At 67.4% G+C, this 21125-nt stretch carries 20 protein-coding genes; 10 read left to right on the top strand and 10 right to left on the bottom strand.

What is annotated here, in order from left to right; translation table 11 throughout:
• Positions 1 to 38 precede the first annotated feature (38 nt).
• The 3 genes from ACHQ4I_RS22230 (at position 39) to ACHQ4I_RS22240 (ending at position 3656) form a co-directional block, all read left to right on the top strand.
• A complete protein-coding gene (locus ACHQ4I_RS22230; RefSeq protein ID WP_420773723.1) occupies positions 39 to 1472 on the top strand; it encodes an RNA-guided endonuclease InsQ/TnpB family protein in 1434 nt (477 codons plus the stop codon).
• A gap of 231 nt (positions 1473 to 1703) precedes the next feature.
• A complete protein-coding gene (cobG, locus tag ACHQ4I_RS22235) occupies positions 1704 to 2975 on the top strand; it encodes a precorrin-3B synthase (RefSeq protein WP_420773724.1) in 1272 nt (423 codons plus the stop codon).
• 129 nt (positions 2976 to 3104) lie between these two features.
• Positions 3105 to 3656: a hypothetical protein gene (locus ACHQ4I_RS22240; RefSeq protein ID WP_420773725.1), complete on the top strand. Its 552-nt coding sequence runs from the start codon at positions 3105 to 3107 to the stop codon at positions 3654 to 3656.
• A gap of 69 nt (positions 3657 to 3725) precedes the next feature.
• Here ACHQ4I_RS22240 and ddaH read toward each other — a convergent pair whose 3' ends face one another.
• Positions 3726 to 4601 (bottom strand): dimethylargininase, encoded by an 876-nt coding sequence (gene ddaH / locus ACHQ4I_RS22245; RefSeq protein WP_420773726.1) that lies wholly within the window; start codon positions 4599 to 4601, stop codon positions 3726 to 3728.
• Between the two features lie 137 nt (positions 4602 to 4738).
• On the opposite strand from ddaH, the gene ACHQ4I_RS22250 reads away from it, so the two are divergent.
• The 4 genes from ACHQ4I_RS22250 to ACHQ4I_RS22265 all read left to right on the top strand — a co-directional run bounded on the left by ACHQ4I_RS22250 (position 4739) and on the right by ACHQ4I_RS22265 (position 8298).
• The gene (locus ACHQ4I_RS22250; protein WP_420773727.1) at positions 4739 to 5176 is read left to right on the top strand and encodes an Lrp/AsnC family transcriptional regulator; all 438 of its coding nucleotides are present in this window, start codon (positions 4739 to 4741) and stop codon (positions 5174 to 5176) included.
• 110 nt (positions 5177 to 5286) lie between these two features.
• On the top strand, positions 5287 to 5922 hold the full coding sequence (locus tag ACHQ4I_RS22255) for a precorrin-8X methylmutase (RefSeq protein WP_420773728.1): 636 nt from the start codon (positions 5287 to 5289) through the stop codon (positions 5920 to 5922).
• The gene (gene cobJ / locus ACHQ4I_RS22260; protein ID WP_420773729.1) at positions 5919 to 7613 is read left to right on the top strand and encodes a precorrin-3B C(17)-methyltransferase; all 1695 of its coding nucleotides are present in this window, start codon (positions 5919 to 5921) and stop codon (positions 7611 to 7613) included. Before ACHQ4I_RS22255 ends, cobJ begins: the two co-directional genes overlap by 4 nt.
• 127 nt (positions 7614 to 7740) lie before the next feature.
• On the top strand, positions 7741 to 8298 hold the full coding sequence (locus ACHQ4I_RS22265; RefSeq protein ID WP_420773730.1) for a dihydrofolate reductase family protein: 558 nt from the start codon (positions 7741 to 7743) through the stop codon (positions 8296 to 8298).
• An 83-nt stretch (positions 8299 to 8381) separates the two neighbouring features.
• Here the strand turns inward: ACHQ4I_RS22265 and ACHQ4I_RS22270 are convergent, their stop codons facing one another.
• Together ACHQ4I_RS22270 and ACHQ4I_RS22275 are read right to left on the bottom strand one after the other, a co-directional pair.
• On the bottom strand, positions 8382 to 9608 hold the full coding sequence (locus ACHQ4I_RS22270) for an MFS transporter (protein WP_476445401.1): 1227 nt from the start codon (positions 9606 to 9608) through the stop codon (positions 8382 to 8384).
• On the bottom strand, positions 9608 to 10258 hold the full coding sequence (locus ACHQ4I_RS22275) for a GntR family transcriptional regulator (protein WP_420773731.1): 651 nt from the start codon (positions 10256 to 10258) through the stop codon (positions 9608 to 9610). The genes ACHQ4I_RS22270 and ACHQ4I_RS22275 overlap by 1 nt, the downstream gene beginning before the upstream one ends.
• A 96-nt stretch (positions 10259 to 10354) precedes the next feature.
• On the opposite strand from ACHQ4I_RS22275, the gene ACHQ4I_RS22280 reads away from it, so the two are divergent.
• Positions 10355 to 10885 (top strand): PadR family transcriptional regulator, encoded by a 531-nt coding sequence (locus ACHQ4I_RS22280; protein ID WP_420773732.1) that lies wholly within the window; start codon positions 10355 to 10357, stop codon positions 10883 to 10885.
• Positions 10886 to 10916: 31 nt separating this feature from the next.
• Here ACHQ4I_RS22280 and ACHQ4I_RS22285 read toward each other — a convergent pair whose 3' ends face one another.
• The 4 genes from ACHQ4I_RS22285 to ACHQ4I_RS22300 all read right to left on the bottom strand — a co-directional run bounded on the left by ACHQ4I_RS22285 (position 10917) and on the right by ACHQ4I_RS22300 (position 14456).
• The gene (locus tag ACHQ4I_RS22285) at positions 10917 to 11663 is read right to left on the bottom strand and encodes a cobalt-precorrin-6A reductase (protein ID WP_420774174.1); all 747 of its coding nucleotides are present in this window, start codon (positions 11661 to 11663) and stop codon (positions 10917 to 10919) included.
• A complete protein-coding gene (locus ACHQ4I_RS22290; protein WP_420773733.1) occupies positions 11660 to 12250 on the bottom strand; it encodes a DUF8020 domain-containing protein in 591 nt (196 codons plus the stop codon). The genes ACHQ4I_RS22285 and ACHQ4I_RS22290 overlap by 4 nt, the downstream gene beginning before the upstream one ends.
• A 99-nt stretch (positions 12251 to 12349) precedes the next feature.
• On the bottom strand, positions 12350 to 13588 hold the full coding sequence (gene cbiE / locus ACHQ4I_RS22295) for a precorrin-6y C5,15-methyltransferase (decarboxylating) subunit CbiE (RefSeq protein WP_420773734.1): 1239 nt from the start codon (positions 13586 to 13588) through the stop codon (positions 12350 to 12352).
• A 112-nt stretch (positions 13589 to 13700) separates the two neighbouring features.
• Positions 13701 to 14456: a decaprenylphospho-beta-D-erythro-pentofuranosid-2-ulose 2-reductase gene (locus ACHQ4I_RS22300; RefSeq protein WP_420773735.1), complete on the bottom strand. Its 756-nt coding sequence runs from the start codon at positions 14454 to 14456 to the stop codon at positions 13701 to 13703.
• A 156-nt stretch (positions 14457 to 14612) separates the two neighbouring features.
• Here ACHQ4I_RS22300 and ACHQ4I_RS22305 point away from each other — a divergent pair, with 156 nt between their 5' ends.
• Positions 14613 to 15023 (top strand): PPOX class F420-dependent oxidoreductase, encoded by a 411-nt coding sequence (locus ACHQ4I_RS22305; RefSeq protein ID WP_420773736.1) that lies wholly within the window; start codon positions 14613 to 14615, stop codon positions 15021 to 15023.
• A 199-nt stretch (positions 15024 to 15222) separates the two neighbouring features.
• Here ACHQ4I_RS22305 and ACHQ4I_RS22310 read toward each other — a convergent pair whose 3' ends face one another.
• Entirely contained in the window at positions 15223 to 16350 is a 1128-nt protein-coding gene (locus ACHQ4I_RS22310) for a M24 family metallopeptidase (RefSeq protein WP_420773737.1), read from the bottom strand.
• Between the two features lie 100 nt (positions 16351 to 16450).
• Here ACHQ4I_RS22310 and ACHQ4I_RS22315 point away from each other — a divergent pair, with 100 nt between their 5' ends.
• The gene (locus ACHQ4I_RS22315; RefSeq protein ID WP_420774175.1) at positions 16451 to 17410 is read left to right on the top strand and encodes a 5'-3' exonuclease; all 960 of its coding nucleotides are present in this window, start codon (positions 16451 to 16453) and stop codon (positions 17408 to 17410) included.
• Positions 17411 to 17541: 131 nt separating this feature from the next.
• On the opposite strand, the gene ACHQ4I_RS22320 is transcribed toward ACHQ4I_RS22315, so the two are convergent.
• Positions 17542 to 18273, bottom strand: coding sequence for a DUF4333 domain-containing protein (locus ACHQ4I_RS22320; RefSeq protein ID WP_420773738.1), 732 nt, complete (start codon positions 18271 to 18273; stop codon positions 17542 to 17544).
• Between the two features lie 150 nt (positions 18274 to 18423).
• A complete protein-coding gene (locus tag ACHQ4I_RS22325) occupies positions 18424 to 21123 on the bottom strand; it encodes a DEAD/DEAH box helicase (protein ID WP_420773739.1) in 2700 nt (899 codons plus the stop codon).
• Positions 21124 to 21125 lie beyond the last annotated feature (2 nt).

Raw genomic sequence — 21125 nt, forward strand, 5'->3', positions numbered from 1 at the left:
CCGTTTGTTGTCGGTGTCCTGTGTCACACTCGCCGTCGATGAGCCGCCACACCGCCTTCCGGTACTGCCTCGACCCCACCGTCGAGCAGCAAGCCGTGCTCGCACGCCATGCCGGAGCGGCCCGGTTCGCGTTCAACAAGTCACTGGACTTGGTGAAAACCGCGCTCACTCACCGGAAAACCGATCCCGATCATTCGGTGCCGTGGACCGGATTCAGCCTGATCAACGCCTTCAACGCGTGGAAGAAAACCGAAGCCGCCGGACGGGTGATCGCCGTCGCCCCGGACGGGGCCGCCGAGGTCGCAGTGACCGGGCTGGTGTGGCGCACCGAGGTGTGTCAGCAGGTGTTCGAAGAAGCCGCTGTCGACTGCGGTCGCGCCTTTGCCGCGTTCTGCGACTCACGCACCGGCAAACGCAAAGGCAGACGCGTCGGATTCCCTCGGATGAAGAAGAAGCACGCCACCACACCGTCGTTTCGGCTGCGCAATAGACTTTCCACGACCGGTCGTGCCGGGATACGCGTCGGCGACAACGACATCGCACGCTCGATCACCCTGCCCGGTATCGGGATGCTGCGGGTGCGGCAGGACACCCGCCGCCTGCGTCGCCTGCTCGCGAAGGGCCGGGCGAAAATCCTGTCCGCCACCATCACGTTCCGGGCGGGCCGCTGGCAGATCAGCATCACCACCGAGGCCGCCGACCTGCATCCCGCCTGCCACCACCGGCAGCGCACAGTCGACGATGACGGTGGCTGGGTGGGGATAGATCGTGGATTGTCGGCGTTCCTGGTCGCCGCCACCGCCGACGGTGCCGCTCTTGCCCGTATCGACGATCCACCCAAACCCCTGGCCACTGGGCTGCGTCAGCAGCGGCGGCTGGCGAAAGCGTTGTCCCGCAAACGGAAAGGATCCCGCAACCGCAAAGGCGCCGCGGCCCGCCTGGCGCGGCATCACCACCACATCGCGAATGTTCGCCGCCATTTTCTGCATCAGGTCACCAACAGGCTGGTCAAGACCCACGACCGGCTCGTTGTCGAGGACCTGCACGTGGCGGGCATGCTCCGTAATCGGCGTCTGGCGCACGCGATCAGCGACGCTGGATGGGCCGACTTCGCGCGCCTGTTGCGCTACAAGCAATCCTGGCGCGGCGGCACCGTCGCCACCGCCGGACGCTGGTATGCGTCAAGTAGACGCTGCTCGGCCTGCGAGACCGTGAACACCGAGCTGACCTTGTCGGATCGGGTATTCGCCTGCGGGTGCGGCTTCCGCGCCGACCGCGACCACAACGCTGCGGTCAACCTCGCAGCCTGGCCGACGATCCGGCACGAAGACTCTCCCCGATCCCCGGACCCCCGAGCAGGAGGCCGGGTCACCAACGCCCGCCGACGGGAAGGCGCTGACCGGCACCCTATGGGTACCGGTGAAACCAGCCCGGAAGACGCGGGAACCGACGTTCACACCTTCGTGGCATGAACCGACGACGCCCGAGAAGGGCGGTGTCCGAATACCCACAAGGGTTTTCAGACACGCTGTTAAACACCGCTCGGCCGCAACGCCGCACGGCACGCACCGACACACGGGTCGTCCCCGTGTGCGAGCGAAACCCGGATCCGTCCTGTGTCGTCCTCGGAAGCGCCGCTATCCGTGGCAGCCCGAGGTGCGTTCAACGGGTGCGCGATGACGAAGTCGTAGGCTTGATGGGTCATGACGCGTACGAATCCCGATTCCTGCCCCGGCGTGCTCCGGCTGCATCAGGCGGCCGATGGGCCGTTGGCTCGGATTCGGCTGCCCGGTGGGCGGCTGGAACCGGCGCAGTTGCAGGTGTTGGCGGAGGCGGCCGGGGAGCTCGGCGATGGGAATATCGAGCTGACCTCGCGGGGCAATGTGCAGCTGCGGCAGGTGCGTGACGCGGCGGCGTTGAGCGAGCGGTTGGCGGGTGCCGGACTGCTGCCGAGTCGGACGCATGAGCGGGTGCGCAATATCGTCGCCTCGCCGCTGTCGGGCCGGATCGGCGGTCTATCGGATGTGCATGGGTTCGTTCCGGTGCTCGACGCGGGTTTGCGTGCCGCCCCGCGGCTGGCCGAACTGCCCGGCCGGGTGCTGTTCACCCTCGACGACGGTCGCGGCGATATCAGCGGACTGGGTGGCGATATCGGCGTACACGCCACTGGCGCAGACGAATTCGCGATGGTGCTGGCGGGCCGCGATACCGGCATCCGAATCTCGGCGGCCGACGCGGTCCAGGCAGTGCTCGCCGCCGCGCACGCCTTTCTCGACCTCGGCTCGGGCCAGTGGCGACTACACGAAGTCGATGACGGCGTGCGCCGGGTGATCGACGTGCTAGGCCTGTCCCCAGGCCCCGAACGCCTGGAATTCGGTGCCGCCCATGACATTCCGATCGGCTGGCTCGACCAGGACAATGGTCTGGTCAGCCTGGGCGCCGCGGTTCGGCTCGGCTCCCTGCCCGCCCGGACCGCCGAATTCATCGCCGCCATCGAACATCCCATCTTCGTCACGCCGTGGCGCAGCCTGGTGGTCACCGACCTCGAGGAATGGCCCGCCGAACAGGTCGTCCGAGTACTGGCCCCCATGGGCCTCATCTTCGACGCCAACTCCCCCTGGCTCCAGGTCAGCGCCTGCGCGGGCCAACCCGGCTGCGCGAAGTCGCTGACCGATGTCCGCGCGGATGCGGCGGCCGCGGTCGAATCGGGCCGCGTGCTGCCGGCCGCGAACCATCCCGCCGGGGACGCTGCGGTCAACGCCGCAGCCGACCGACCGCTCGACTCGATAGCCACAGACGTCGCGACCAACCCCGCCGCGGCGACAGATCTCGGTCGGACCGTCGAAATCCGCGGCGCCGAGCAGGTCACCGTGGCGGGCCGTCAGCACTGGTCCGGCTGCGAACGCCGCTGCGGCCGTCCCCGTGGCGCGGTCACCGACATCGTCGCCACCGAAGACGGCTACCGCATCGACTGAACTCGATATGACCGCGGCAGCACGCGACGACCGCGCACCACTATGTCCCGTTGATCATGAGTGCTGGCTCTCGCGCCCGGCCCGTGGCACGGTGAGCTCAGCGGCTGACTCACGGGAGAGGGTGCTCCGATGACGATTGGGCGGCTCAGTGATGAGGAGATCGGCGCGATGTCCGCGGACGAGCGGCGGGCGTTGATTCGGCGGTTGCAGTTGCCGCCGGAGCGGGTATTGCCCCGGCCGGAGCTCGTGCGAATACATCGGCGGGTGCGGTTGACCTTGATGGTGGGCGGGTCGATCGCATTGATCCCGTGGATCGTGTACCTGGCGGTGTCGCTGCCGCCCAATTATCAGGCCCGCAACTGGACGCTCACCTGGGTCGGGTTCGACATCGTGCTCGTCATCATGATGGCGACGACCGCCTATCTAGGCTGGCAGCGCAGGCAACTGCTGGTGCTGCCCGCATTCGGCACCGGTCTGCTGTTGCTCGTGGATGCCTGGTTCGACATCACGACCGCGAACCCTCGCGATATCTGGTTCGCCGTCGCCATCGCCTGCGTCGGCGAGATCCCCGTCGCCCTCTTGCAGCTCAGCGGCGCGTTTCTACTGTTCAAATTCGTCGCTGACGCCCACCCATTGGCCGAGCCGGGCGTCAGCGCCTGGCGCACCAAGCTCCCATTCTGACAGTACCCACCTGGTCGCCGAATCCGCCTGCCGCACAGACCAACTCGGCGAAGGAGGGACGGCAAACCCTCAGGAAGCCACTGCCGTCGGCGCACTCCTCGGATCCTCGTGAATCTCCAAGGTGCAGCACTTCACCCCGCCACCGGCCTTGAGCAACTCCGACAGATCGACACCCACCGGGTTGTACCCCTGCCCACGCAATTGCGACGCCAGATTCTCCGCGCGGCTGCTGATGAAGACATTCAGCCCATCGGAAACGCCGTTGAGCCCGAGCACCACGGCATCGTCGTCCGTGGCGAGGATGGCATCGGGGTAGAGCTCGGCAAGGATCGCCTGACTCGCGCGGCTGAACGCGGGCGGGAAGTAGGCGACATTGCTGTCGTCGAGCACCATCAGCGCGGTATCCAGGTGGTAGAAGCGCGGATCGACCAGTTCCAAGGACACCACCGGCAGATCGAAATAGCGCTCGACTTCGCGGTGCGCGGCGATCGAACTCCGGAAGCCGGTCGCGGCCAGCATCCGGTCGCCGACCAGCAGGAAATCGCCTTCGCCCTCGTTGATCTCCTGCGCGCCGACCAACTCCGCCATACCCCGCTGCGCGAACCAGCGGTGGAACGCGGGACCCTCGGCGGCCCGCTCGGGATGGGTGAACCGTGCCGACATCGCCCGATCCCCCACGATCAGACCACTATTGGCGGCGAAGACCATATCGGGTAGCCCCGGCTCACCGGGCACCACCTCGATCCGGTGACCGTACTGCTCGAAGGTCGCACGCAGCACCTCCCATTGCGACAGCGCCAGCGCGCGATCGACTGGTTCCTGCGGATTCATCCACGGATTGATCGAGTAGAAGACCTCGAAATGATCCGGACGGCACATCACGAACTGTCGCGGTGATGGCTCCCGCCCGGCGGGCTCGATGCGGAGGGTGGCTACAGAGCTCAACGTGTCTCCCGGAGATAGGGCGGATCGTTCCGCTGACACGAAGGTAATTCGCCTACTATTGCGTCAGAAACAACGATTTATTGCGCTTGATGAACCGAATTCGGCGAATCATTGCGGCAGCGGAGAGGAAGTGTGGCGTGGATGACATTGATCGGCGAATTCTCGCCCATCTGCTCAAGTCGGCGCGCGCCTCGTTCCAGGAGATCGGCGCGAAGGTCGGACTGTCTGCTCCCGCGGTGAAGCGCCGCGTCGACAAGATGGTCGCGAGCCGCCAGATCACCGGCTTCACCGCGCTGGTCAATCCGGCCGCGCTCGGCTGGACCACCGAGGCATACGTCGAGGTCTACTACCGCGACAACATCACCCCGGCCGAACTCCGGCGCAGCCTCGAACCGATCCCCCAGGTCGTCGGCGTCTGGACCATCGCGGGCGAGGCCGACGCCCTCGTGCATGTGATGGCGACCGATATGGCCGAGATCGAGTCCACCGTCGAGCGGATCCGCGAGAACACTCGCGTCGGCCGAACTCGCAGTTCCATTGTCATGTCGCGGATTCTGGAACGTCCCCGAACCTGAACGAGCATCCCGTCGGCCACTCGGCGTTTACCAGCACCTGCGCATCCGCGCAGCGCCGCGCCGCCACCCGCGCCGACCGGGCACTATGCACACCTCCTAGTGTGGTGCGCATGTCCGACGTTCGTGCCAGCTACCTCACCGACGGGGCCGAGATCTATCGGCGCTCGTTCGCGACGATCCGCGCGGAGGCGGACCTGAGTGGATTCCCGCCGGATGTGGCGCAGGTGGTGGTGCGGATGATCCATGGCTGCGGGCAGGTGGATCTGGCCGGGGATATCGGGTTTTCGACGGGTGTGGTGGCGGCGGCGCGGGCCGCGTTGCGGGCCGGGGCACCTATTCTGTGCGACGCGACAATGGTCGCGTCCGGTGTGACGCGCAAGCGGCTGCCCGCCGATAACGACGTGATCTGCACCCTCGCCGATCCGCGGGTGCCGGAACTGGCTGCGGCAATGGGCAATACGCGGTCGGCCGCGGCACTGGAGCTTTGGCGCGACCGCCTCGACGGCGCGGTGGTCGCCATCGGGAACGCGCCGACCGCACTGTTCCATCTGCTCGACATGATCGATGCGGGCGCGCCGCGACCCGCCGCGATCCTGGGCATTCCGGTCGGCTTCATCGGCGCCGCCGAATCCAAGGACGCGCTGATGGAATTCGGCGGGGTCGAATATCTGACCGTGCGCGGGCGGCGCGGCGGCAGCGCCATCACCGCGTCGGCGCTGAACGCGATTGCGAGCGAACAGGAATGAGCAACGGCAAGTTGTGGGGCGTCGGGCTGGGCCCGGGCGATCCGGAGTTGGTGACGGTGAAGGCGGCGCGAGTGATCGCCGAGGCCGATGTCATCGCCTTCCACAGCGCGCGTCACGGCCGCAGCATCTCCCGTGGGATCGCCGCGCCGTATATGCGCGAAGGCCAGCTCGAGGAGCACCTGGTCTACCCGGTGACAACCGAGACCACCGACCATCCCGGCGGCTATCAGGGTGCCATTGACGAGTTCTATGAGCAGGCCGCCGAACGCCTCGCCACACATCTGGCGGCGGGCCGCTCGGTCGCGCTGCTCGCCGCGGGCGATCCGCTCTTCTACAGCTCCTATATGCATATGCACCGCCGGCTGGCCGACCGGTTCGAGGCCGAGATAATCCCCGGCATCACCTCGGTGAGCGCGGCCTCGGCCGCCCTCGGCACGCCGCTGGTGGAGGGCGAGCAGGTGCTGACCGTCCTGCCCGGCACCATGCCCACCGACGAACTCACCCGCCGCCTGCGCGACACCGACGCGGCCGCCATCATGAAGCTCGGCCGCACCTATCCCGCTGTGCGCCAGGCCCTCTCGGACTCGGGCCGCCTCGCCGACGCCTACTACGTCGAACGGGCGAGCAGCACCCGCGAGCGGGTACTCGCCGCCGACGACGTCGACGACGCGGACGTGCCGTATTTCGCCATCACCCTGGTTCCCGGCCCCCAGCCGACAACCCCACTGCGCCTTGCGAATTCGGCGCAGGGTCGACCACAGACCGTTGCATCCGCTACCGAACTCGGTGCCGAACAGCAGGCTCCCAGCCGCACAGATGCGGCAGCAGTTCCGCTAGCGGCCGCGGGCAACGGCTCGCGCACGGCTCGCGCAGTTCCGTCCGACGGGTCCCGAGCTTCGGACACCGATTCGGCCGCATCGCATTTCGGCGGCACGGATGCCACCGGAGTCGGCGAAGTCGTGGTCGTGGGGCTGGGGCCGGGCTCCCCCGGCTGGACGACTCCCGAAGTCGAACGCGCACTTGCCGAAGCGACCGATCTGGTCGGCTATACGACCTACATCGATCGAGTGCCGTCGCGTCCCGGGCAGCGCAGACATGCCAGTGATAACCGGGTGGAGTCCGAACGGGCGGCCATGGCCTTGGATCTCGCGAAGCAGGGGGCCAAGGTCGTCGTCGTGTCCTCGGGTGATCCCGGAGTGTTCGCGATGGCGGCGGCGGTGCTCGAGGAATCGGCCGATGCGCAGTGGGACGGGGTACCGGTGCGGGTACTGCCCGGGCTCACTGCGGCCAATGCCGTCGCCAGCCGGGTCGGCGCGCCGCTCGGCCACGACTATGCGATGATCTCGCTCTCGGATCGGCTCAAGCCGTGGGAGGTTGTGGCACAACGTCTTTCGGCGGTCGCCGCGGCGGATATGGCGATTGCTGTCTACAACCCGGCGTCCAGCCAGCGCACCTGGCAGGTCGCCGCTATGCGTGATGTGCTGCTCGAATATCGCAAGCCCGATACCCCGGTGGTGCTCGGTCGCGATGTCGGCGGACCCACCGAATCCGTCCGCGTCGTCACCCTCGCCGAGTTGGATCCGGCCGAGGTCGATATGCGCACATTGCTGATCATCGGCGCGTCCACGACCGCCGTGATCGAGTCCGAACAGGGCACCCGGGTCTACACCTCGCGCCGCTACCAACGCTGATTCCGTTCCCGATTGCGGGTCCCGGAGAGAAACCGTAAACATTCCGAAAACGGGTTCCGCCACGCTGAAGGCACACAACGCAGCGGGCCGGACGGACCCGCGATAACCCGGAAAGGCAACACCTCCCATGCGCAAGCTCAAGCTCCAGGTCCAGACCACCATCGACGGCTACATGTCCGGTGCGAACGGCGAAATGGACTGGATGACGTTCCAGTGGTCCGACGACCTCGCCGCCCACGTCACCGCCCTCACCGCCGACGTCGACACCATCGTGCTGGGCCGCAAGCTGGCCGAGGGATTCATCCCGCACTGGGCCGCCAAGCCCGAGAGCGAGCCCCAGGCGGCCATCGACAAGATGAACAACACACCCAAGGTCGTGATCTCCAATAGCCTCACCGAATCGCCATGGGAGAACACCGTCGTCGCCGGCGGCAACCTGGCCGAGAACATCAACCGGCTCAAGGCCGAGCCGGGTGCGGACATCATCGTCTACGGCGGCGGCACCCTCGTCTCGAACCTGATCGCCGAGGATCTGATCGACGACCTGCACCTGTTCGTCAACCCGGCCGCGATCGGCGCGGGCCTGCCGGTATTCGGCAGTGGCACCAAGCGGTTCGACCTCGTGTCCGCCACTGCGTTCGAGTGCGGGGTCACCGAATTGCACTACCGGCCGAAGAGCGCCTGACCCGCGTGCAGTAGATGCCGATCGAGAACTGATCGGCATCTACTGTGTTTTGCAACGCGACCACACTGCGACCGAGAGATCAGTCAGGCGCGATAATTCCGTGCCACGAGCACCGAACATCCCGCTGCACCCAGCGCGGCGACCGTGAACATCATCGGGTACCCGACCCCGAAGGTCTGATGTAGAAACGCCAACAACGCGGGAACTCCGAAGCCGAGGTAGCTGACGGAGTAGAACACCGCGGTCAGTCCGGCGAGGTCGTCGGGACGTGCGATGCGTTCGATCTCCTGCAATCCGGCCACCAGCCCGATACCGTATCCGCCACCGAGCACGACGGCAGTGGCGACGGTGAGCACCATGGCCAACGTGCCGGAAGCCACCGCGGCCAAACCCATTCCACATACGACCAGCGCCACCGCGACCACCGCGGCACGGGCAGTGCCCGGTCGATCGATCCGTCGCGCGACCGATTGGATGGCGAACCCACAGCCCAGGGTGACCACCGTGATCAGCGCCGAGAAGGCGATAGGCACGTCGTGCACCCTCGGCGCCATCAACGTGGGCATGACGGCGTACGCCGTTGCGGCGGAACTGAACAGCAACATTGCGACCGGAAGGGCCACGCACCGGAACCTGCGATGTGCGGCGGCCGGAACCTTCAGATCATCGATCAACCGCCCCGAATTCCACTGCGACGACAATGTTTCCGGTGCCCGAGCCACCCACACCGCCGCGATCAGACATAACACGGCGTTGATCAGATAGGCGAGCGTATTCGGCAGCGGCGCCCACTGTGCGAGCACACCGGCGACGCCAGCGCCGACAGCGAACCCGCCCGTAAGACTCATCGCCGAGCGGCGCGCCCCGGTACCCGCGGGCAGCTCCGGCCCGAACGGCGGCTGCGAAAGCTCTTTGAGCCAGCTACTTCCCACCGCCATCGCCAACCCGAGCGCCACCCCGCACAGCACCCGCCCCGCCGATAGCAGCGGCACCGAATCGGATCCGAAGGCCAGCAGCAGCGAACCGGCCCCGCCGATCAGCGGCGCCGGCCGCAGCAGCGTGCGGCGGCCGTACCGGTCCGAGAGCGGTCCGCCGATCAGCAGCGCGGGCACGATGCCGAGCACATGGTCGAACAGCAGCAGGTCCACCGTGGTGGCGGGCAGGCCGTTGGCCTTGTACATCACCAGCAGCGGCGTGAATTCATTTCCGCCCCAGGCGATCGCGAACATCGCCGCCGCGACGCCCCACCAATGCCGCGAGCCGGTTCCCTGTTGCCTCGACCGGGTCGCGACGGCGGTGAGCGTTGCCACTACAGACCTCTCACTTCCAGCTGGTGCACGCCCGACATATGGTCGACGAGCGCGGTGGCGAATCCGGCCACGTCGCCGCTTTCGATCAGATCGGCGAGCCCCGTATGCTGTTCGATGATGCGGCCGGTATCGGTCGAACCACGATGCAGCGCAGCGCTGTTCATGCGACGCTGCCGTTCGCGCAGTGAGTCGTAGAACCCGCTCAGCAATGGATTTCCCGCGGCCACCACGTAGGACCGGTGAAAGTCGGTGTCCTCCACCGCGAATCGTTCGAAGTCCGCGGCGGCCGCCAACTCGCGCTGCCGATCCACCGACGCACGCAGTTCGGCGATCAGTGCCGACCGATCGGCCGCCACCACCGCGCGCACCGCCCCGGTCTCCACGACATAGCGGGCATGCACGACGTGTTCGGCCTCGGCGGGCGGAATCGGCACTACCAGCGCGCCGCGCTTGGGATAGAGCTTCATCCACCCCTCCGCCTCGAGTCGCAGGAACGCCTCCCGCACCGGGGTCCGGGACATGCCGAGGTCGGTGGCGATCTCGCCCTCGCTGATCAACTCACCACCCGGCAAGCCCCCGCTCAGGATGCGTTCCTTGACCTCGCGGTAGGCCAGTTCGGCAGATGAATACGTCTTAGACACAAGTTGCATCTTAGCGACACATCGCAGGGAGCCCGGTAGGGGTATAACGTGAGAGTCGTATAACATTCCACTATGGAACGTTGAGAGAGCGAAGGGAGCAGTCCGTTGGCGAACACCTCGACACAACGCAAATCGCTGAACTCCACGGCGGCGTCGCTGCTCGGATTTCTGCACGACGGTCCGATGTCCGGCTGGGATCTGGTGACCCAGGCCCAGGACCGGATCGGCGACTTTTGGACCATCACCCAGAGCCAGGTCTACCGCGAGCTGGCCGCCATGGACGCGGCCGGACTCGTGGAAAAGGGTGAAACCGGGGCACGCGAGCGCACCCCATATCAGATCACCGATGCTGGGCGCCAAGCCTTCCTCGAATGGGTCGCCCGCGATCCGGGCGCGGAGACCATCCGAGTACCGCTGCTACTGACCCTGTCCTTCGGTAAGCACGTCGATCCCGATCATCTCGATCGAATCATCGCCGCCAACAAGGAGATTCACCAGCAGCGCCTCGCCCGCTATCTCACCGACGACCCCACCGACCTGCCCCCCTACCGGCGCGCGACCCTCGAATTCGGCATCGGCTACGAGCGCTCCGTGCTGGCCTGGTTCGATCGGCTGCCGGAACTTCTCGGCCGCTGACCAACGGGCAGGCACAGCCAAAGAAAGTCGACTAACTACCAGATGCGATATCCCGCAACCACTTCCACGCCTCTTCGACGGTTTCTCCGACCACCGCACCCGGCGGCAGCTCGGGCCGGTCGATAACGATCACGAGAAGGTCCGCCGCGCGGGCGGCGTCGAGTTTGGCGGCGGTCTGGTCGCCGCCGCTGTCCTTGGTGACCAGCACGTCGATACGGTGCCGCTCGAGCAGCCGCAGTTCATCCGCGGGGGTGAAAGGCCCACGCGCGAGTAGCAATTCGTGCCGCGGCGGCAGGGCCCCGGTGGGCGGGTCGATGGCGCGGATCAGGAACCACTGGTCGGTGAGTCCGGCGAAGGCGGCGACGCCTTGGCGGCCGATTGTCAGAAAAACGCGGTCCCCCGCGCCGGACACCGCCTGCGCGGCCGCATCGAGGTCGGGCACCCGGATCCATCGATCGCCGGACCGCTCGGACCACCCAGGCCGTCGCACATGCAGCAGCGGCAGGCCGAGATCGGTTGCGGCCCTGGCCGCATTCGCGCTGATCGTGCCCGCGAACGGATGCGTGGCATCGACGATTGCCGCGATCTCGTTCTCCGCCAACCACTTCCGCAGACCCTCGGCCCCGCCGAAGCCACCGATCCGCACCGCACCCTCGGGCAGCAGCGGGTCACGAACACGACCGGCGAGCGAGGAGACGATGTCGAATCCTCGCTCGCCGGAAGCGATGTGGGCGAGTTCCCTGGCTTCCCGGGTGCCGCCCAGAATCAGGGTTTTCAGGGCTGCCCGCTGAAGTACGCGATGCCCGCGTTGATCAGGTTCGGGCCACCCGCGATGAGCAGGCCGATGAGCGCGCCCACCGGCAGACCGATGCCGAAGAAGAAGAAACCGATAATGCCGCCGATGACCGCACCGAGCGAGGCGCGCTGCAGTTCGCTGAAGAACCACTCCTGCGAGGAGATCGCCTCGGCGCTGGCCGCGGCCGCGGCTGCGGTCGGCTTGACGTCGGGAGTCAGCGTCAGCTTCTGGGCCGAGGGGTCGATGGTGGCCGCGATCGGGATCAGCTGGTCACCGACCTTCGCCTGCAGCGGGATCGAGGTGACGACCGCGCCCTCGGCGTTCTTCACCGTGACGTACTTCTGGTCGGCATCGAGGCCGAACGCGCCGCCGGTGACGGCCGCGACGATCGACTTGTCGACCAACTGCACCGCGTAGTTCACACCGTGGTCCTCGCCCTGCACAGCGGGCGCGGCCTGGTTCTGCACGGCAGGAGCGGGTGCCGCCGGAGCGGCGCCGGAGGTACCCGCCGCAATCCCGGTGGCGGCGACGGCCATCATCGCGGTAGCGGCAAACTTCTTGTACTTCATAAATCTCCCCAATAGGACGCGGATCCGGCGATAACGTCCGAATCTCGGGCACCGACCCTACCGTTGGATCGCGTCCGTTTCACCCACAAAGTGAGGTTTTCAGAGCGAGCCGCCTTTGACGACGGTCCACTGGGTGACGGGCAGTTGTGGTCGCCAGGTCGTAAACTTGCCAAGGGCTTCGGCCCGGTAAATCTGAAACTTCCGCAGTTCACCGCCGTGTTCGGCGGCCCAGTTCAGCAGCAGCGCTTCGGATTCCGCGGTCACCGCATTCGCCACCAAACGACCGCCCTGGCGTAGATGAGACCAGCATGTCTCGAGTACGCCATCTTGGGTGAGGCCGCCGCCGACGAAAATGGCGTCTGGAGGTGCGGATTCAGAAGATTTTCCTACCTCGGTGAGCACCTCCGCGCGCACACCGACGTGCGGGACACCCAGGGCGGCGGCGTTGTCGGCGATCTGCCGCCGCCTGTGTTCGAGCCGCTCGAAGGTCACCGCCCGGCAGCTCGGATGGGTGCGGCACCATTCGATCGCGATACTGCCCGAACCCCCGCCGACATCCCAGAGCAGTTCCCCGGGCGCGGGTGCCAGCGCCGACAGTGTCAGTGCTCTGACCTCGGACTTGGTGAGCTGACCGTCGCCGCCGAACAGTCCGTCCGGCAGTCCGGACACCCGCGTCGCCCGCGGCTGTTTCGGATCGGCGACGCATTCGATCGCGACGATATTGAGCGGATCCCCCGACGGGAGTTCCCATTTCGCCGCCCGATCGGTCACGATCCGTTCACGCGGACCACCCAGCTGTTCGAGCACGGTCAGCATCGATTCCCCGAAACCATTGCCCCGCAACAGTTCCGCGATCCGGCCCGGCGTGTGCTCGTCGGCACTCAACACCAGGACCCGCCGCCGATCCGCCAACTCGGGCAACACCGTCTCCACCTGCCGCCCCACCGCGCTCACCACCGGCACCTCCGCCAACGCCCAGCCAAGCCGCGCACAGGCCAGCGACGCCGACGACGCCTGCGGAAACACCCGCAGCTTCGCCGCCCCGAACAGCCGCGCCAAAGTCACCCCGATGCCATAGAACATCGGATCCCCACTCGCCAGCACACACAGCCGCCGCCCCGAATAGCCATCGAACAACCCGGGCAGCGCGGGCACCAAAGGCGAAGGCCACTGCTGCTCTTGCGCGGTAACGGTCGCCGGAAGCAGTTCCAGCTGCCGTGCCGACCCGAACACCACCTCGGACCCCGAGATCGCTTCCCGCGCAGCCGATCCGAGCCCGGACCACCCGTCCGCACCGATCCCGATCACCGCGATCGGCGGCCCAACCCAGCCCCCCATCAGCGCGGCTCCTGCCGTGAACCGCGTCTCGAGTCGCCGGCGCCGACCGGCCGCGCACTTTGCGCCAGAGCGTCCGGCACCGAGTGACCACGCAAGAAGGTCCGGTGGCCGTTCATCGGGGCATCCGCCGCCAGATGGGTTGGGGCAGTAAGCGGATCGCGAAGATTATCGGGCGCAGGATGCCGGGGACCCAGACCCGGTTCGCGCGACGGTGCAGCCCGCGCACCACTGCGGCGGCCACTTGGTCGGGGGTGCTCGAGAACGGGGCGGCGTCCATGCCCTCGGTCATTCGGCCGATGACGAAACCGCAGCGGAGCAGCAGGAGGTGAACACCGCTGCCGTACAACGCATCCGCGAGGCCGCTGGCGAAACCGTCGAGCCCGGCCTTCGCCGAGCCGTAAACGTAGTTGGCGCGTCGCACCCGCGCGCCCGCGATCGAGCTGAATACGACGATCTGACCGTCACCCTGCGCGCGAAGCAGATTCGCGAGGATGGTGAGCACGCTGACCTGCGCGAGGTAATCGGTGTGCACCACCGCGATCGCGTGCGCCGGATCGCCTTCGGCGCGCGCCTGTTCGCCGAGCACCCCGAACGCCACCACCGCAACACCGATCCCGCCGTACTCGGCCGCGACCTTCTCCAACAGCGCGGGATGACTCGCCGTATCGTCGGCATCGAACTCGACGGTATGCACCGCGGTCGCCCCGGCAGCCGCAACCGCCGCACTTTCCTCGACCAACTCCGCACTGCGCCGAGCCGCGAGCACCACCACCCGCCCCGGCGCCAGCCGCCGAGCCACCTCGAGCCCGATCTCACTGCGCCCCCCTAGCACCACCACCGCACCGTCGGCAATCCCACGCGTTCCCATCCGCCCAGTCTTTCACCCCCCACTCCCTCGAAATCTCCCGCCTGTCGCTCTGTCGCCACACACTGTCGACCCATGTCGTCCTCGGCTCCACTCCTGTCCGCCTGACGGGCATAGGTCGCGGCGGACGTGGGCCTGAGGCACCGTTACTGTCGGGGGATGCCGACCAGCACCGCACAGTTGTCTCCTGCCGCGCTCGAGTTCGTTGCCGAGCGGCACCTCGCGACCTTGACCACGCTGCGCGCCGATGGGACGCCGCATGTGGTGGCGGTGGGGTTCACCTGGGATCCCGAGGCCGGGATCGCGCGGGTGATCACCAATGACGGTTCGGTGAAGGTGCGCAATGTGCGGCGCTCCGGTTATGCGGCGGTCAGCCAGGTGGACGGGATCCGCTGGCTCACCCTGGAAGGCCCGGCCACCGTGCTCGACGATTCCGACAATGTCGCCGAAGCGGTCGACCGATACGCGGGCCGCTACCGGGTCCCCCGCGAAAACCCCACCCGCGTAGTCATCGCCATCCAAGTCCAGCGCGTACTCTCCAGCAGCACCCTGGCGCACACGCCAGCCTGATCCGACGCCGTCACACCAACGGCATCCCGCCCGGTCCGGTCACCCGCGCCAGTTCGAACGACCCCGCAGCTCCCGACACAGTCCCCGGCCCCTGGACCGGCTCGAAGCACGGCCGACCATGGGTGCTGGTTCATCGGCTCGCGGCCGCTCAACCACACGCTGCGCCCGGTCACATTCGCCGGACCAGCAGGGCAACCGCTCAGAGCACCGTCAACCCATGCGGCCGCTGGTTCATCGATTCACAACCGTCTTCGGTGACGACGACGATGTCCTCGATGCGCGCACCCCAGTCGCCGCGGAAGTAGATGCCGGGTTCGACGCTGAAGGCCATGCCGGGTTGCAGGGGCAGGGTGTTGCCTTCGATGATGTAGGGCTCCTCGTGGACCGAGAGGCCGATGCCGTGGCCGGTGCGGTGCACGAAGGCAGGCCCGAAACCGGCGTCGGTCAATAGGTTTCGGGCGGCGGCGTCGACCGATTCGGCGGTGACGCCGGGGCGCACAGCGGCGACCGCGGCGGCTTGGGCGCGTTCCAGTTCGGCGAATTGCCAGGCCACGGTGGCCTTGGGCTCGCCGAGCACGTAGGTGCGGGTCGAGTCGGAGTAGTAGCCGGGTTCGACGGGGCCGCCGATATCGATCACGACCACATCGCCGGATTCGATGCGCCGGTCGGAGACGCTGTGGTGCGGGTCAGCGCCGTGCGGTCCGCTGCCCACGATGACGAACGCCGCCTCGGTGTGCCCCTCCTCGACGATCGCGGCCGTGATATCGGCGCCGACCTCGGCCTCGGTGCGCCCGACGCGCAGGAATTCGCCCATCCGCGCGTGCACCCGGTCGATGGCCGCGCCCGCGCGCCGCAGTGCCTCGATCTCGGCCTGGTCCTTGATCATGCGCAACTCCCGCAGCACCGGGGTGGCCGAAACCGGTAGCCCGCTGACGGATTCGGCCAGCGGCAGCAGATGCAGCGCGGGCATGACATCGGTGACCGCGACCCGGGAACCGACATGCAGCGACGACTTCACCAACTGGTACGGATCGACGCCGTCGACCCAATCCAGCACCTGCAGACCGAGATCGCCCGCAGCCGAACCCTCCAGCGAGGCCAACTCGAGCTTCGGAATCACCACCGACGCGGTTGCGCCGTCGGCCGGGATCACCAGACAGGTCAGCCGCTCGAATGATTCCGCCGCCGACCCGATCAGATAACGCAGATCCGGCCCCGGCGTGATCAGTAGGGCATCCAGATGAGCGGCGCGCATCAACTGCACCGCCCGCTCGAGTCGGTCACCATAGACATCCGCCGCGAATCGGGACTCCGTGTGCGAGCTCATACCGCCGACGTTACCCGCCACCACGATCAACCCGAACGCGAACGGCGATCGCCCCAGCTTGTCGTAACGGACAGGTAGCCTCAGCGGCGTGAACTCTGCGATGTCCGGTGGGCCCCTGCTGCTGCTCGATGGTGCGAGCCTGTGGTTCCGCGCGTTCCACGCGATTCCGGAGAAGATCACCGCGCCCGACGGCCGGTCGGTGAACGCGCTGCGCGGCTTCACCGACATGGTGGCCTCGCTGATCACCAAGCACAAGCCGAGCAGGTTGGTCGTGTGCCTGGATCTGGACTGGCGACCTGCCTTCCGAGTTGCGCTGGTGCCGACCTACAAGACCCACCGCCTCGATACGTCGACCGATGCCGCACCAGGTGCCGAGGATGTACCGGACACGCTGACCCCGCAGGTCGAGATGATCCTCGACGTCCTCGCCGCGGCCGGTATCGCCACCGGCGGCGCGGCCGGACTGGAGGCCGACGACGTACTGGGCACCCTGGCCACCCGCGAGCGCACCGATCCGGTGGTGGTCGTCAGCGGTGACCGCGACCTGCTCCAACTCGTCCGCGACGAACCGACACCGCAGGTCCGGGTGCTCTACGCCGGACGCGGTCTGGCCAAGGCCGAACTGTTCGGCCCGGCCGAGGTATCCGCGAAATACGGTGTGCCCCTGGATAATGCGGGCCCGGCCTACGCGGATATGGCGACCCTGCGCGGTGACTCCTCCGACGGCCTGCCGGGCGTGGCCGGTATCGGTGAGAAGTCCGCAGCGACGCTGATTTCCCGATTCGGTTCGCTCGACGCGCTCACCGCCGCTGTCGCGGATCCGACTTCCGACCTTGCCCAAGGCGTGCGCGCCAAAATCCGAGCCGCCGAGGCATACCTGAAGGCCGCCGCCCCGGTCACCCGTGTGGTCCGCGACGCCGACGTAGAACTCTCCCGCCCCGACACTCTCCCCACCACCCCCGCCGACCCGGACCGCCTGCGCGAACTGGCCACCGCCTACAACGCCGAAAGCCCCATCACCCGCCTGATCACGGCATTGACCACAGCACACTCAGCCTGATCCCACACGACTCCGCGGACACTTCCTCGCGCAGGCTTGCGCCAAGCGGGTTCCCATGTGCCCAGAAGGCCCTGAAATCGCCGGGCGCCCACGTCGCAACGCGGGCCACCCGGTACCCGAAACCCGGAACCCTAGTTCGGGCGACCGACCTCGTAGGTCCCGTCCTCCTTGGTGATCTTGACGGTGACCTTCTTCTGCTCGCCGCTGACCTTGAGGTCACAGGTGAAGGTCGCGTCGACCTTGACCTGCTGGCCGGACGGGCAGGATACGTCGGCGACGTCCTGGATCCCGTAGGAATCCGAAAGCACCTTCTTGACGCCGTCCTGGACGGCCGCCTGATCCAATTCGTCCTTGCTGGTCAGCACGACCACCAGCACCACGATCGCGCCGATCACGGCGACCCCGAGCAGACCTAGGCCGATGAACAGGCCCTTGCTCTTGCCGCCACCGCTCGGCTGCGGGGTCTGCTGCGGCTGCTGCCACTGCGGCTGACTCTGCTGCCACGGCTGCTGCCCCTGCTGCGGCGACCATTCCTGTTGCGTCGGCTGCTGCGCCCACGACGGCTGACTCGGCTGACCGGGCTGGCCCCACTGCGGCTGGCTCGGCTGGCTCTGCGGGTTCGGCTGACCCCACTGCGGCTGACTGGGCTGGCTCTGCGGGTTCGGCTGACCCCACGGCTGCTGCGGCGGCTGCTGCGCGTTCGGATCCCCCCACTGCTGGGTCGGCTGCGCCGCCGGGGCGGCACCCCACTGCTGGGTCGGCCCGGCTGCACCGGGTGCCTGCTGTCCGCCCCACACCTGGGTGGGATCGTTGCGTCCCTCCCCGGGACCAGGGGCGTCGTTCGGTCCGTACGGGCCGCTCATCTGCTTGCCTCCACTCGCATCGTTATACATACGGTAGCCCCCCGCGTGAGACTCGTCGCAGAACAGGACCAATCCGGTACGAGGTGCGATCCTGTCCGACTCCTCCGCCACGGTCGGTACGCGAAAGAAATCAAATCACAATCGAATCGGCTACGCGGCGTCCACGGCTACGACACCCCGTCGGATTGCCCGGACGGCCTTAGCCGCGGTCCCCGCGATCTCCACGTCGTCGGCGGTCCCGTGAATCTGATCGAGCAGATCGATCACCTGTCGGCACCACCGCACGAAATCGCCCGCGGACAGTGGCGAATTCTGATCACCACTGGCCAGCAAAGACTCGGCCAACCCATCGCCGCGCGCCCATTTGTAAACACCGGTCACAAAACCGAGATCCGGTTCGCGCGTCGGCGGCAGCTTGTGCCGTGCCTCGTCGGACCGCAACTCGCTCCACACTCCGATGGTCGCGCCGACCGCACGGCGGATCGGTTCGGTCGGTCCGCTGGCGCCGAGATAGCCGCCCTCCTGGCGGGATTCGTACACCAGAATCGAAACAACCGCGGCCAATTCGGCCGGTCCGAGCCCGCGCCACAGTCCCTGCCGCAGGCATTCGGCGACCAGCAGATCGCTCTCGGCATAGATCCTGGCCAATCGACGACCGTCCGAGGTCACCTCGCCCTCGTGCACGAAGCCCCGCTCCTCCAGCAAACCGAGGATCCGATCGAAGGTGCGCGCCAGCGAATTGGTGGTCGCGGCAACCTTCTGGCGCATCGTCTCGGTCTCGCGCAGTAGCCGGTTATAGCGTTCACCGACTCGGCTCATCTGCTCGCGGTCGGGTCGGGTGTGCGCCGGATGTGAGCGCAGACTGCGCCGCAGCGTCGCCAATTCGCGGTCCTCGCCCGCCTTCAACCGGTCGCCGCGCCGCTGCCGACCCGGCGCCGCGATCCCGGTGCTGCGCAATGCCGAGGCCAGATCCCGCCGGGTGCGCGCGGTCCGGTGATCGACCTTGCGCGGCAGACGCATATGACCCAATGTCTTCGCGGGCACCGGGAAATCGGCCACCGACACCCGCCCGGCCCACTTGTCCTCGGTGAGCACCAGCGGACGCGGATCCCCCGGCGTGGCATCGGGTTCCAGGATCACCGCGAGCCCGGCCCGCCGCCCGGAGGGGATGGCCACCACGTCACCGCGCCGCAAGGAAACCAGCGCATCGACGGCGGCCCCACGCCGATCCGCGCGCCCCTGCTGCTCGATCTGCCGTTCCCGCTGCTTGATCCGCTCCCGCAGCGAAATGTATTCCAGGAAGCCGCCGTCCGCACCGCCGAGCTGATCGCGCAGCTTGCGCAACTGCCCCTCGTTGCGTTCGATGCCACGCACCAACCCCACCACCGATCGGTCGGCCTGGAACTGCGCGAAGGAACGTTCGAGCAGCGCACGCGACTCGTCGGCACCCATCCGGTCGATCAGATTGATCGACATGTTGTAGCCCGGCCGGAACGAACTGCGCAGCGGATAGGTCCGCGTGGAGGCCAGACCGGCGACCGCGCTGGTATCGACCTCGGGCTGCCAGAGCACCACCGCATGGCCCTCGACATCGATCCCGCGACGCCCGGCCCGGCCGGTGAGCTGGGTGTACTCCCCCGGGGTCAGCTCGGCGTGCGATTCGCCGTTGAACTTGACCAGCCGTTCGAGCACCACCGTCCGCGCGGGCATATTGATGCCCAATGCCAGTGTCTCCGTGGCGAATACGGCCCGAACCAGACCGTGTACGAACAGTTCCTCGACGGTATGCCGGAATGCGGGCAGCATGCCCGCGTGATGTGCGGCCAGCCCGCGGTGCAGCGCCTCGCGCCACTCCCAGTAACCGAGTACCTCGAGATCACCCTTGGGCAGATCCCCGGTGTGCTTCTCGATGATCGCGTCGATCTCTTCGACCTCGTCCGCCCTGCTGAGATCCAAGCGCGAACGCAAGCATTGCGCGAGCGCCCCGTCGCATCCGGCCCGGCTGAAGATGAAGGTGATCGCCGGCAGCAGCCCTTCCTCGTCGAGCTTGGCCAGCACCTCCGGGCGCGGCAACGGCCGGAAGTTCCGGTTCCCGCCGCGACCGCCGCGCGGTCCGCCCCAGCCGTTCATCCGGTCCGCGGCCTCGCGATGGCGGATATAGCGCACGAGATCCTCGTCGACGAGCACCTTCTGATCGCTGGAGTTGGTGTCGAACAGGTCGAACATCCGCCGCCCGACCATGACGTGCTGCCACAGCGGCACCGGCCGGGTCTCATCGACCACGACCGCGGTATCGCCGCGCACGGTCTCCATCCACGCGCCGAACTCCTCGGCATTGCTGACCGTCGCGGACAGGCTGACCAGCCGAACATCCGGCGACAGATGCAGGATGACCTCCTCCCACACCGCGCCGCGGAAGCGGTCGGCGAGGTAGTGCACCTCGTCCATCACCACATACGACAGTCCGCGCAGCGCGTCCGAGGAGGCGTAGAGCATATTGCGCAGCACCTCGGTGGTCATGACGACCACCGGTGCGTCCGGGTTGATGGACTGGTCACCGGTGAGCAACCCGACCTGGTCGCGTCCGTGCCGCTCGGTCAGATCGGCGAACTTCTGGTTGGACAGCGCCTTGATCGGGGTGGTGTAGAAGCACTTTCCGCCCGCGGCCAGCGCGAGATGCACCGCGAATTCGCCGACAACGGTCTTACCCGCGCCGGTCGGGGCACACACCAGCACGCTGTGCCCACCCTCGAGGGCGACACAGGCGTTGCGCTGGAAGGGATCCAACCCGAAAGTCAGCTCGGCGGAAAACTTGGCCAGCTCGCCCGCCTGCGACCGGTGATACGTCACCG

Source organism: Nocardia nepalensis (assembly GCF_048910785.1).
Lineage (GTDB): Bacteria > Actinomycetota > Actinomycetes > Mycobacteriales > Mycobacteriaceae > Nocardia > Nocardia nepalensis.

Coding starts and splice junctions, on each gene's coding strand:
- ACHQ4I_RS22240 (WP_420773725.1), top strand. CDS start 3,105: ATGACGATTGGGCGGCTCAGTGATGAGGAGATCGGCGCGATGTCCGCG.
- ACHQ4I_RS22320 (WP_420773738.1), bottom strand. CDS start 18,273: ATGAGCGGCCCGTACGGACCGAACGACGCCCCTGGTCCCGGGGAGGGA.
- ACHQ4I_RS22315 (WP_420774175.1), top strand. CDS start 16,451: ATGTCCGGTGGGCCCCTGCTGCTGCTCGATGGTGCGAGCCTGTGGTTC.
- ACHQ4I_RS22255 (WP_420773728.1), top strand. CDS start 5,287: ATGTCCGACGTTCGTGCCAGCTACCTCACCGACGGGGCCGAGATCTAT.
- ACHQ4I_RS22290 (WP_420773733.1), bottom strand. CDS start 12,250: ATGAAGTACAAGAAGTTTGCCGCTACCGCGATGATGGCCGTCGCCGCC.
- ACHQ4I_RS22230 (WP_420773723.1), top strand. CDS start 39: ATGAGCCGCCACACCGCCTTCCGGTACTGCCTCGACCCCACCGTCGAG.
- ACHQ4I_RS22265 (WP_420773730.1), top strand. CDS start 7,741: ATGCGCAAGCTCAAGCTCCAGGTCCAGACCACCATCGACGGCTACATG.
- ACHQ4I_RS22275 (WP_420773731.1), bottom strand. CDS start 10,258: ATGCAACTTGTGTCTAAGACGTATTCATCTGCCGAACTGGCCTACCGC.
- ACHQ4I_RS22300 (WP_420773735.1), bottom strand. CDS start 14,456: ATGGGAACGCGTGGGATTGCCGACGGTGCGGTGGTGGTGCTAGGGGGG.
- cbiE (WP_420773734.1), bottom strand. CDS start 13,588: ATGGGGGGCTGGGTTGGGCCGCCGATCGCGGTGATCGGGATCGGTGCG.
- cobJ (WP_420773729.1), top strand. CDS start 5,919: ATGAGCAACGGCAAGTTGTGGGGCGTCGGGCTGGGCCCGGGCGATCCG.
- cobG (WP_420773724.1), top strand. CDS start 1,704: ATGACGCGTACGAATCCCGATTCCTGCCCCGGCGTGCTCCGGCTGCAT.
- ACHQ4I_RS22305 (WP_420773736.1), top strand. CDS start 14,613: ATGCCGACCAGCACCGCACAGTTGTCTCCTGCCGCGCTCGAGTTCGTT.
- ACHQ4I_RS22310 (WP_420773737.1), bottom strand. CDS start 16,350: ATGAGCTCGCACACGGAGTCCCGATTCGCGGCGGATGTCTATGGTGAC.